Consider the following 12,133-nt stretch of genomic DNA (forward strand, 5'->3'; position numbering starts at 1 on the left):
TCAAGAGATGCCGGTCGGCATTACGTTGACGGGATCGGATAACGAGACGGACGCAGGACAACTGCGATACATCATCGTTAATGGGCCGCAGCATGGCCGATTGACGGGTACGGGCAGCGAGCTGACGTACACGCCGGACAATGGTTATACCGGAACAGACTCGTTTACGTTTAAAACAAACGATTCGGAGTCGGACAGCGCTCCGGCGGTTATCACCGTTCAAGTGCGTCCGCTGAATCCGCTCGATGGATGGGTCGGCAGCAGAGCGCAAGGCGAGACCTCGCCTTACGTCATCGTAACGCCAGGCAGCCCGATGAAATTGTCTGCAGTAAGCGCATTGTCGGCTGAACGTGTCGTTGCAACGGTGAACGGCGTACAAGTCGAACTGCACTTGAATAACGCGGTAACGGCGGAAGCCGATGGCAAGAAAGTATGGAGCAATACTCAATTCCGCTTGTCCGATGCAATCGCGGCGGGAGATTACAAAGCGGTGTTCGTCGCCTACGACGCAGCGGGACACGTGACGCAGGAAGAGAAAGCGGAGCGTCAGCTTGAAGACAACGCTTATCACGTCCGCACCGAAGTGAATCTGCTCGGCAAGATTACGGATCAGAAGACGAAGCAGCCGATTGCAGGCGCACTCGTTACGCTGTACGACCTGACGGGTACTGTGAAAATTGCGGGTCCGTTTACGACGGAAGCGGACGGCAAATACCATTTTGATCAGATCAGAACCGGTGAATACTTGATTGTTATTAAGAGCGACGGATACGGAACGCGTTCGAGCATGCTCGAGGCGCTGCCTACCGACCTCGTCAGCACGGTCATCGAGCGTAACTACGAGCTCGTCCGGTTCAATCTCGGACTGACGGCCAGCCCGAGCGCGATTGTCGGCGACGGCGTGACGACATCGAAGCTGACGGCAGTACTGAAGGATAAAGACGGCAAGCCTATTGCGGGCGTCGAGGTAGAATTCTCTGCACCGCGCGGCTCGTTCGTAGACGGAACGCCGGGTATCCATTTGACCCAGAAGGCCATTACGGATGCTCAAGGCGTAGCAGTCGTATCGTACCGTTCGGACAAGATCGAAGGCATTCTGTCGCAAAATATTCCAGTCACCGCTACGGTCGATGACCAAGAGCATCAACTGTACGCTGTCGAACAAGTTATCGTGACGTTCCAGCCTGCTTCCATCCAAGGCATCGTCACCAATAATACGGATACAGACGGAGACGGCCGTCCTGATCCGGTAGTCGGCGCTATCGTCCGTATCGTGAAGGATTTTAACGGCGACGGAGTTGTCGACTTCTCGGCAGAGGCCGTTACCGGACCTGACGGAAGCTACTCGATCGCGATTCCTCGCGGCGAAGAAGATTATACGGTATCCATTACGAAGACCATTACGCTGGGCAACCAATCGAAGACGATTACGATTGAACAGCCGGCGCGAGCTGGAACGGTGACAGGGGCAGGCGGAGAAGTATTCGCCTCCAAGAAGACGATCAGCGGCATTATTAATACGAAGCAACCGAGCGGCGATGTGTGGCTGTCGCCTCCGGTTACAAGCAACCTGAAAGTGTATTTGAAAGACGCTCAAGGCCAATATGTACTCGACGAAACGACAGGTAAGCCGAAAGGCTTCACGGTAACCGCGGACGGCGTATTTACGGCTACGAATTTGACGCAGGGCGAGTATTCCCTCGAGATTCGGTTCTTGAATACGGATGGGCAAGAGATTATCGTGAACCAACGCAAGGATGGCTCGCTGCCGAAAGTAAGCGTGACGGTCGACGGGCAGCTGAACATCCAAGAAGAACTGATTGACCCGTATGGTACGATTACCGATTCCCAATCGGGACAAGTGGTAGAGGGTGTACATGTCGTTCTCTATTATGCGGATACTCAGCGCAACCGTGACAACGGCGTAACACCGAATACGGAAGTCGTGCTGCCGGTCTTGACCGGATTCGCGCCGAACGATAATAAGAACCCGCAGTTGAGCGATATCTACGGCAAATATGCGTATATGGTATACGCGCATACGGACTACTATTTAGTGGCTACGAAGAGCGGATATGATACGTATACGAGCCCGACGATATCCGTCGAGAAAGCGATTGTACGGCATGATATCGTCATGAACCGTCCTGTTTATACAGGCGGCGGAGTGATTACGCCTCCGGCTACGACACCTCCGGTGTCAGCGCCGACGGAAGTCTCGACCAACGTAACGATCGAGCAAAGTGTCTACCCAGCGGAAAGCGAAGTGCCGGTGACGGTGTCGTATGACATCATTTCGGGTCCAACGGCTGAAGGCACCATCCAGCTGGAGCTCCCTGAAGGCGTTCAAGTGATCGATCTGGATGGCGGCAAGTTGGAAGGTTCGGCCATCGTATGGCCAGCTTCCTCGAAGACCGACAGTTTCCACCCTGTGCTGAAGCTGCCTAAGATTGACGGCAAGGAACAGAAAGTCGAGCTAGTGTCTGCCTTCGTTAACAGCAAAGGAGACAAGAGCGGCATCGCTTCCGTCATCCTAAACATCGTCGATGGCGAGCATGAGCATATCCGGTACATTCAAGGCTACCCGGATGGAAACTTCAAGCCGAACAGAAGCCTGACCCGTGCAGAATTAGCGGCTATTATGGCTCGTCTGATCGGCAAGTATGACGGAGCAGACCCTGGCTACAAGGACGTAGACAGCGACTTCTGGGCATACGGCTACATTAAAGCAGTGACGGAAGCCGGTTTGTTCACAGGATATGAAGACAACCGCTTCTTGCCGAATCAACCGGTATCCCGCGCTGAGCTGGCTGTTGTTATGGTCCGGTACCTGGGGCTGAAAACCGGAACGCCGGTCGAGCTGCACTTCACCGACGTTAAAGGCCATTGGGCAATGTCCTCGATCGAGGCCTTGTTCCGCAACAGCATGATCACCGGTTATGAGAACGGTACTTACAAGCCTTCGAATTCGATTAAGCGCGTAGAAGCGGTGACACTTATCAACCATATGCTCTACCGCGGTCCGCTTCATGACATCGAGCCGACTTTCCCTGACGTTCCTGCGAACTATTGGGGCTTCGGGCATATCGAAGAAGCGTCCGTATCGCATGAATCGACGTACGATGAGCAAGGCGAAGAGCACTTTATTAAACAGATCGAAGATCAAGTGAAATAACGACGATCCATGAATACGACAAGCGGGTACGAGGCGATATGCCGACGTACCCGCTTGTTTGTTTTTGTATGCTGGAATGGGACTGAAATCACAATTGTTAAATCTTTGACAAAAATTAATCGATTTGTTAAAAGGATTGAACTTTGGAGGGCAGTGTTCGTATTGTAGATTTATAAAGTTGGTGATACAATTTGTATCAATAAACCGATATAAGGGGGCGAGTGATATACGTTATGGATCACAAACCACTCGAATATCCTCGCCTTTCCATAAGGAGACAGGGGACGAATGACAGAATTCCAGCTGCTCGGCAACGGCTATGAGCAGACAGCCAAGGAAGAGTCCGGACATGGCGGCTATCGCAGTCATTGGGAGCATCTTTATGATGAGCTTCGCCGATTGGATCTGCTCATTCGCATGGAAATTGAACGGATGGCAATACGGGAGGAGTCGCAAGACGAATTGACGCGCGCCTATCCTGGACTTGCCTTAACCCGTGAGGAAATGGTACGGCTGCTGAATGAAAGCGCGGAGTCGGCCGAAATGATAGCGGTTCACGAGCAAATTCGGCTGTTCGAGATGGAAGAAGAATTGAGCGCGCTCCGTGAAACGATCGAGCAGCGCGTTCAATTAACGGGGCGGCATGGAGCCGGTCTGCCGCTTCGGCGGATCGCTGCTTGGTTCGGGCTCGACCGTTACGAATATGATTGTCTGATCCTTGCCGTCGCGCCGCAGGCGGATGTCAAATACGGCAAGCTGTTCGGTTATTTGCAGGACGATGCGACAAGCCAGCGTCCGACCGTCGCGATTGCACTTCGTCTGTTCCAGACGAGGGGTGCAGCGGGCGGAAGGCTGCTGTCTTATTGGCTTCCGGGGTCAACGCTGCGTTCGCAGCAACTGGTGGAGCTGCAAGCCCGGCCTATCGACGCGCATGCTCAGTCGTTGATTGCATCCGTTATTAAACTGGATGCCGGGATTGCGCAATTCATTATGGAGCCTGACCGCCTTGATGCGCGGGCGGCAGACATGGCCCGATTGATGCCGGCGTCCTCTAGCAGGGCATATGACGACCAAGCTCGGATGAACACGGCTGGCGTTGCTGACGCCGCATCCGAAACGCTCGCGCAGCGGCTTGCAGCTATGCTCGCCGCGCCGTCAGCGAATAAGCCGTCGGCATATTTGTTGTACGGGCCTTCCGGTTCAGGCAAGTCCGCTGTGGCGGCAGCCGCTTTCGAGAAGGTAGGCATTCCGCTGCTGATGGCCGATCTGAGCTTGCTGCCGGAGCATCCGGAAGCGATGACGTCGATGCTTCGCATGCTTTGCAGGGAAGCGGGATTGCGCTCCGCGGCACTGGCTTTGAACGGCGCGGAGCGGCTGAACGAAGGAGACCGGCCTGCGCCGATGCTCCACTGGCGTATGCTGCAAGAGCATTGCAGCCGGGTGCCGCTGCCGCTGCTTCTGCTCGGAACCGACCGCATCGTCCCGTCAGGCGGCAGCTTCCGCATCCCCATCATCGAGCTTGAGCTTGCGCTTCCGCCCGTGCGGGAGAGAGCCGCCCGCTGGGAGCAGCGGGCGGAACAATCGGCCGTGCCGGTCGATGCGGCGGTCGATTGGCTCGCTATCGCCGAGCGGTACAAGCTGACCGCAGGCGCCATCGATGAAGCGTGGCAGCTCGCGGAATCGTTGGCGCGCTGGCGCAGCAGCGGAGCGGGCCTTGACGCAGCCGTCTCGGCGGACGATATACGCGAGGCTTGCCGCCGCCAGAAGCAGCACCGTCTTGGCGATATCGCGACAAGAATTGTGCCGCAGTGCAAGGTGGAGCAGCTCGTTCTGTCGGTCGACCAATTGCGCAAAATCCGCCAGATCATCAGCCAGTACGAGCAGCGGCAGCGGGTGCTGACGGAATGGAATTTTCACGGCAAGCTGTCGAGGGGCAAAGGGACGAACATCCTGTTCGCCGGACCGCCCGGTACGGGCAAGACGATGGCGGCGGAGGCGATCGCGGGCGAACTTGGACTAGATCTGTACCGGATCGACCTGTCTCAAATCATTAGCAAGTATATCGGGGAGACCGAGAAGAACTTGCGCCGCTTGTTCTATGAGGCAGAGAACAGCAATGCTGTTCTGCTGTTCGATGAAGCCGACGCTTTGTTCGGCAAACGGTCCGAGGTGAAAGATTCCCACGACCGCCATGCCAACACGGAAGTCGCTTATTTGCTGCAGAAGATGGAAGAGTACGAAGGCATGTCCATTCTCGCTACGAATCTGCAGCACAACATGGATGAGGCGTTCGCGCGCCGGATGGCGTTTCGGATCGAATTCGCCGTGCCGGAGGAGGAGCACCGATACCGGCTGTGGATGTCTATGTTCCCGGAGGAGGCTCCCCGGGGCAATGATATCGATTACGTCTTCTTGTCCCGCCATATCCGGTTGTCCGGCGGCAATATCAAGAACGCGGCGCTGACGGCCGCTTATCTTGCAGCGGAGGACGGTACGCCGATTGGGATGCGCCATCTCATCCGGGCGGTCAGACAGGAGTTCGACAAGCTCGGCAAGCTGTGTCTGCGCGAAGATTTTGGTCCTTATTACGATTGGACATGACAGATCAAAGGAGTGTGGTCCATTGGCAACAGATACCGTGATTGCCGACGTCGGAGATTCCTTGCTGCGGCTGCTGCGGGAAGGGATGAGCGATTTGGTGCAGTCAAGCTCGATCGTGCTGCTCTCCCCTGCGGACGTCGAAGGGCAGAATGTCAGCCTGACGCTGTTCTTGTACTACATAGCGGAGAATCCGCATCTCAAAAACAATCAAATGGGTTATTCGGGCTATTCGGAGCGGCCGCCGCTTGCGCTGGATTTGTATTACATGCTTACGGCGTATACATCGGTGCAGGACATCGGGCAAAAATCGCTCGAAGAACAGCGGGTTCTCGGCCGGGCGATGCGTCTGCTCAATGATAACAGTCTGCTGCACGGATCGCGGCTGCAAGGTTCGCTCCACGGTTCGGACGAGGTGCTGCGCGTCACGATGAATCCGCTTGCTTTGACGGAGCTTACGTCCATCTGGCATGCGATTCCGAAGCAGCATTACCGGCCGTCCATCGGTTACGTCGTGTCGCCCGTGCTCCTTCGCTCCGATGCGGAGACGGAAGGGCCGCGCGTACGCACGAGCTTGCTGTCCGTCGGCCAGAGCGAGGCGCAATCATGAGCGGCGCATGGGAGCCGACATTGGCCGGACAGCCCGAGCAGCTGTTAACGGTCGTATCAGTGGCCGTACGGCCTTTCGATGCTATTGCGCCTGGCGGCACGCTCGTCGGCGATGTGACCGTGCGGCTGGCCGGCGCGGAGAAGCCGCCGATCCGGAACCGGAGCGGCTGGTATATATACACCGGCTTGAAGAGCGGAGACTATACGGTGCATGTGGAGTCGGAATATTACATGGGCGCCGGTCAGACGGTGACGGTTCCGCCTTCTGCGGAGTCGCTGCCCGTAACGGTCGACTTACCGCTTTTTCCGAAGCCAAGCTATCCGTTCGCCAGCCATCTTACTCTTATTCGCACCGTTGTGCAGCGGCAGGCTAGCCGGCCGGCAGAAGGAGCAGCTGTGAGGGTAGACTTGTTCGAGCCGGAGAGCAGCTATTCGGCGACTTTAGCCGCAGCGGCTGATCTGGGGGCACCGAAGCTGAAGCTTGCGGGCGTTGGGCTTGATGCATGGTCCCCTGGCAGCGTGCTGCTGCTCAAGGATACGCAAGCCGGCCGGCTGGAGTATGTCCGGTTGGCACCGTCCATTCCGGCGAACGCAGCGGCGGAAGGCTACCCGCTGGCAGAGCCGGTCCGGTATCCGCATCAAGCGGGCACCTCTGTCTATGCCGTGAAGCCGGTGAGCCATTATGAGGTTTTGGCCGACAGCCGCGGCGAAGCGGCCATCCCTGTCGCCCGTGTGCCGCTCAGCAGAGGCTTCGTTGCCTTAACGGTATCGCAGGACGGCTATGCAACGATCCATCGGGATATTCAGTGCGAGGAAGGCCGGACGGCATCGCTCGGCATTCTGACACTGTTGTCTATATAGCAATCGTTAATTTATCCATGTCGAGGAGGAAATGACCATGCCGGAATATTTGTCCCCAGGCGTATATGTGGAAGAGATTGAGATCGGCAGCAAGCCCGTAGAGGGCGTATCGACGAGTACAGCGGGATTTCTAGGCGCGACGGAGCGCGGAACAACGAAGCCGGAATTCGTCTCGAGCTGGCTGGAATTCCAGCGTAAGTTCGGCAGCTACACGGATGCATCGTATTTGCCGTATGCGGTGCAAGGCTTCTTCGATAATGGCGGACAACGCGCCTATATCGCGAGAGTCGTCAGCAAAACAGCCGTCACAGCAACGTACATTCTCAAAAACGATGAAGACGACGCGCTGCAAGTGTCCGCCATCGGCGAAGGGGACTGGGGCAACCGGATCGCCATCAAAGTAGCAGCGGGGTCGGCAGGTGCGGATACGTTCAAAATCTCGGTCTTCTATTGGAAGAAGCTGCCGAAGGCGCTCTATGATCCAGAGACCGATACGAAGACGCTGCCGCGTCCGTCTGCCGTCGAGCAGTACGACAACGTTACGATCGATCCGGAGTCTCCCGATTATTTTGGCAAAAAAGTAAACAACAGCTCTCACCTGGTCCGTCTTGGCGCTGCCGCTGGCAAGCCGGTGCTGCTGCCGGATGCGAGCGCTGCTGCTTATCTGGGAGGCGGCGACGATTTCGGGGGTACGGCAACTGCGCTTGTGCTGGACGACTTCATCCGCAGCGATACGGATCAGCCGGGCCAGCGCAAAGCATTGACGGCGCTTGATGGAATCGATGACATCTCGCTGCTTTATTCGCCGAATGCATTGGCAGTTGCAGGCCTCGCACAAGCGCTCATCTCGCACAGCGAGCTGTTGAAGGACCGGTTCGTCGTGCTCGACTCGGAATCGCAGAAGAAGGTCGATGAGCTGTCGCCGCGCGACGATATCGAGGATACGAAATATGCTGCATTCTATTACCCATGGGTCAAAGTGATCAACCCGGAGACGGGCAGCCAACAGACGATTCCGCCGGGCGGACACGTACTCGGTCTGTATGCACGGACGGACGTTGAACGCGGCGTACATAAGGCGCCGGCCAATGATACGCTGCGCGGCGTCGTCGATCTGGAGTTCCAGATTACGAAGGGCGAGCAGGATATTCTTAATCCGAAGGGCGTGAACGTCATCCGGGCATTCCCGGGCCGCGGCATCCGCGTCTGGGGCGCCAGAACGATGTCCAGCGATGCGCTCTGGAAATATGTGAACGTACGCCGCTTGTTCATCTTCTTGGAGGAATCGATCTACAACGGTACGCAGTGGGTTGTGTTCGAGCCGAACGACGACAAGCTGTGGGCACGCGTAAGACGGACGGTCAACGAGTTCCTGACGCGCGTATGGCGCGACGGCGCGCTCGTAGGCAGCAAGGCAGAGGAAGCGTTCTTCGTGAAGGTGGACCGTTCTACGATGACGCAGGACGACATTAACAACGGCCGCTTGATCGTGCTGATCGGCGTAGCGCCGGTCCGTCCGGCCGAGTTCGTTATTTTCCGCATCGCGCAGCTGTCTGGCAGCGCCGACTCGCAATAATATACGGAATTACTAATTATTCGTTAGGGGGAAGCAAGCGATGGCAACGGGTCAAAGAAAGGATCCATACCGCAATTTCCGGTTCCGGGTTGAAATCGACGGCTTGCAGCAAGCAGGCTTTACTGACGTAACCGGCTTCGATTCCACGGTCGACGTCGTCGAGTACCGCGAGGGCAACGAGGTGACGACGGTACGCAAGCTGAGCGGCTTGACGAAGTACGGCAACATCAGCCTCAAGTGGGGCATTACCGACTCGACGGAAATTTACAATTGGTATATCGAAGTGACCAAGGGCAACGTTCAGCGCAAAAATATTTCGATCGTCCTCGTCGACGAGACGGGCAGCGACAAGTCGCGTTGGAACTTTATCAATGCATGGCCATCGAAGTACGACGCTCCTGACTTCAACGCGAAGAGCAGCGAAGTCGGCATCGAGTCGCTTGATATTGTGCACGAAGGCATGGTCCGCGAAAGCTAGAACAGCTGGCCGGTTGCGACGGCAATGACGGCGGGGACCGCGCAGCAGGGCTGGCAGCTGCTCCTGAATGGGAAGCTGGCACTCAGGTTGCCGGTCCGGCCGCTGCCGGCGCCAGGTTATCGAGGGCGAAGAATATTCGCGCGGATGATGCGGCGGTCGAGGCCGATATGAACCGCGGATAACGCAGATAAAAAGAGTGATCCAAACATACGGCGAGAGGATGAAGTCATAATGGCTTTCGTAACCGAATTCGAATTTGTGCTCCCGAAAGGCTATGTCGATAAGCAAGGCACGCTGCACCGTACCGGGACGATGAGATTGTCGACGGCGGCGGACGAGATATTGCCGCTCAAGGACCCGCGCGTTCAGCAGAACCCGGCATACCTAACGATTATTTTGTTATCGCGTGTTATTACGAAGCTAGGCGATCTCCAGGTGATTAACCCGGCCGTGATCGAAGGGCTGTTCTCGTCTGATCTTGCGTTTCTGCAATCGTTCTACAAGCGGATCAACGATGACGGCAATGCTTCAATCGAAGCGGAATGTCCGAAGTGCGAGCATCATTTTCACTTGGAGATCGCTGCTGCGGGGGAGTATTAAGCGGCTACCCGGTTGAACGGCTCTATGAGGAAGTCGCTTTCATCGCGTATTACTTTCATTGGAAGCATGACGACATTATGGAGATGGATCATCGGGAGCGGCGGCGCTGGTGCGAGGAAATATCAAGGATTCACCGGAAGACGAGCAAGGAGCCGAAAAATATTTTTGCGACATGAGCGGTGTAGGAGGGGCGGTACATGCCGACAGGAGCTAGGAGGGATCCGCTCGTCGGGTTCCGGTTTCTGATCGAACTCGACGGTCTGATCGCCGGAGGGTTCAGCGAAGTGCATGGAATCGAAGCGGAAATCGAGATGGAAGAGTACCGGGAGGGCGGCGTTAATACGTACATCCATCGGCTTCCCCGAATAACGCGGCAGTCGAATTTGACTTTGAAACGCGGCATGACCGGTTCGGAAGAACTGTACCTCTGGTTCAAGGCCGCTTCTGAAGGCTGGCTGTCGAAGAGGCGCGAAGGCTCGATCATTCTATTAGATGCGGACGGCAACGAAGCTTGGCGGTGGAATTTCGCCGGCGCTTATCCGGTCAAATGGACCGGTCCCGAGCTGCGGGCGGACAGCAGCGGAGTCGCGGTGGAAGCGATTGAAATTGTCCATCAAGGCTTGAAGGTTAACGGGATATGACGCTGCGGTTTCGACTCGTGTCTGATCCTGGATTTGCCGCAATGCTGATGGCGAAGCATTCGGGAGAAGTCAGCCGGCCTGCCGCGATGGCTGCGCTTATCTATTTGATGGGCGAAGAGGAGCAGGAGCCAGCCGAGCGCATCGTCGAGCGGTGGAGGGAACGGACGGTTATCGTCCGTGACCGGGCGGAAGAGGCAGGCGCGGCATGGCAGGCCATGAACGGGCAGTTGCGGCGGCAGTTGCAGGTGCCGCCCCATAGCTTGCTGCGAAGCGAGCGCTTGCGTGATGAGAGCGGCAGGGCGCCGGTGTACCGTCCGCAGAAGGAGAATGATCGCGCGGCAGCAAGCGGCGAGCATTGGCAGGATGAGAGCGGCAATGCGCAGGTGCGCCGGCCGCAGCAGGAGGACGTAAGTACGGCGGTACGCAAGTCAGGCATGCAGCGGCATCAGCAACAGCAGCTTGCGCGGTCGGCGGATGCTATTACGCGGACAACGCGGGCATGGGCGGAACGCCATATGCCGCTGTCCCGAATCGGGGCCGGCAGCGGCACTTTCCAGCTTGGCGGTCCCGGATTCGGGCCGCTGAAGCAATGGCTGACGCTGCTCGTTCGAACAGACGAGGCTGGAGTAAATTCTCGCCAGGGAGGCGCACCAGTTTCCGGATCCCTGCCGCCGGGAGAACGTGCTAGGTTTGGTCCGGGCGTGGCAGGAGGCGGAGTGGCGCATCCGGCGGATAGCGGGCAGATGCTGTTAGGGACCGGGCAGATTCAGCATGCCGGTGAGGAGACTGGCGGCGGAATGCCGAATCGGGCCGGAATCGAACATAAGCCGCTGACACGGGGATCAGGCATTCGACCGTCGCAGCCCCTTACTAATGCGGACGGCTTAACGTTGTCCCGCAAGTCAGGAAGCGCGCAGTTGACGCCAGGGACTGAGCAGTTGTTGCGTGTCGGTCAGGAAGCGAGCGGCGGAATGCCGCGAGATACGGGAAGAGGCCGTATGCTGCTGGCACGGGGAACCGCAATTCAACCGCCGCAATCCCAGTCAGGCGCGGACGGCGAATCGTCGTCTCGCCTGACGGGGAACGTGCTGGTGCCGTTGGCAGCCGGGCAGTTGTTGCATACCCGTGCGGAAGCGGCAACCGGAGTGATACATCCAGCGCGAATCGGACAGAGGTTGCTTGGATCAGGCGGACAGCCCCATCTCCTTATGGGTGATGATGGTGAAACGCCGTCCCGTCCGGCGGGAAGGCGGATGCTTTCCCTTCCTCAATCGGGCAGCCGTCCTCTGATTGAGCAGGCGGAGATGATGCGGCGTGCATGGGCTGAGGCTGTATTGTCGCATAGTTCAAGACTCACGATGGGAGCAACTGCGCAGAGGATGACGCTGTCGAAGCTTTCTTTCCCCTCCATGATGGAAGAAGGGTCAACCGCGAGTGAACTTGCGTCAGCAACCGGAGGACGAGGGACGATTACAGCTGGTGTGGATCATTCACTTCAACTAGCGCGGAGTTATGCCGCCAGCGACACCGTTTCCTCCCCGGCAGCAATTTTCCGGAGGCTGAATCGAGCAGAGAATACTGCTCTAATAGGTCGA

At 57.2% G+C, this 12,133-nt stretch carries 10 protein-coding genes; all 10 read left to right on the forward strand.

Features of this window, described 5'->3' with window-relative positions:
• Nucleotides 1–3,175: S-layer homology domain-containing protein (locus PKO01S_RS27510; protein WP_174818622.1), on the forward strand; the 3,175-nt coding region annotated here is incomplete at its 5' end.
• Nucleotides 3,176–3,463: 288 nt separating this feature from the next.
• Nucleotides 3,464–5,776 (forward strand): AAA family ATPase, encoded by a 2,313-nt coding sequence (locus tag PKO01S_RS27515; protein ID WP_127534642.1) that lies wholly within the window; start codon nucleotides 3,464–3,466, stop codon nucleotides 5,774–5,776.
• 22 nt (nucleotides 5,777–5,798) lie between these two features.
• Nucleotides 5,799–6,383 (forward strand): DUF4255 domain-containing protein, encoded by a 585-nt coding sequence (locus PKO01S_RS27520; protein WP_127534643.1) that lies wholly within the window; start codon nucleotides 5,799–5,801, stop codon nucleotides 6,381–6,383.
• Nucleotides 6,380–7,243: a hypothetical protein gene (locus PKO01S_RS27525; RefSeq protein ID WP_127534644.1), complete on the forward strand. Its 864-nt coding sequence runs from the start codon at nucleotides 6,380–6,382 to the stop codon at nucleotides 7,241–7,243. The genes PKO01S_RS27520 and PKO01S_RS27525 overlap by 4 nt, the downstream gene beginning before the upstream one ends.
• A gap of 37 nt (nucleotides 7,244–7,280) precedes the next feature.
• Entirely contained in the window at nucleotides 7,281–8,819 is a 1,539-nt protein-coding gene (locus tag PKO01S_RS27530; RefSeq protein WP_127534645.1) for a phage tail sheath family protein, read from the forward strand.
• A gap of 40 nt (nucleotides 8,820–8,859) precedes the next feature.
• Nucleotides 8,860–9,297: a phage tail protein gene (locus PKO01S_RS27535; RefSeq protein WP_127534646.1), complete on the forward strand. Its 438-nt coding sequence runs from the start codon at nucleotides 8,860–8,862 to the stop codon at nucleotides 9,295–9,297.
• A gap of 231 nt (nucleotides 9,298–9,528) precedes the next feature.
• Nucleotides 9,529–9,897, forward strand: coding sequence for a phage tail assembly protein (locus tag PKO01S_RS27540; protein WP_127534647.1), 369 nt, complete (start codon nucleotides 9,529–9,531; stop codon nucleotides 9,895–9,897).
• Complete coding sequence (locus PKO01S_RS29690) at nucleotides 9,840–10,073, forward strand: DUF6760 family protein (RefSeq protein WP_127534648.1); 234 nt, start codon at nucleotides 9,840–9,842, stop codon at nucleotides 10,071–10,073. The genes PKO01S_RS27540 and PKO01S_RS29690 overlap by 58 nt, the downstream gene beginning before the upstream one ends.
• Nucleotides 10,074–10,094: 21 nt before the next feature.
• Entirely contained in the window at nucleotides 10,095–10,538 is a 444-nt protein-coding gene (locus tag PKO01S_RS27550) for a phage tail protein (protein ID WP_127534649.1), read from the forward strand.
• The coding region (locus PKO01S_RS27555; protein WP_164779811.1) for a hypothetical protein at nucleotides 10,535–12,133 on the forward strand (1,599 nt) is incomplete at its 3' end. The genes PKO01S_RS27550 and PKO01S_RS27555, both read left to right, overlap by 4 nt.

This window comes from Paenibacillus kobensis NBRC 15729, assembly GCF_004000825.1.
Classification (GTDB): domain Bacteria; phylum Bacillota; class Bacilli; order Paenibacillales; family Paenibacillaceae; genus Paenibacillus_T; species Paenibacillus_T kobensis.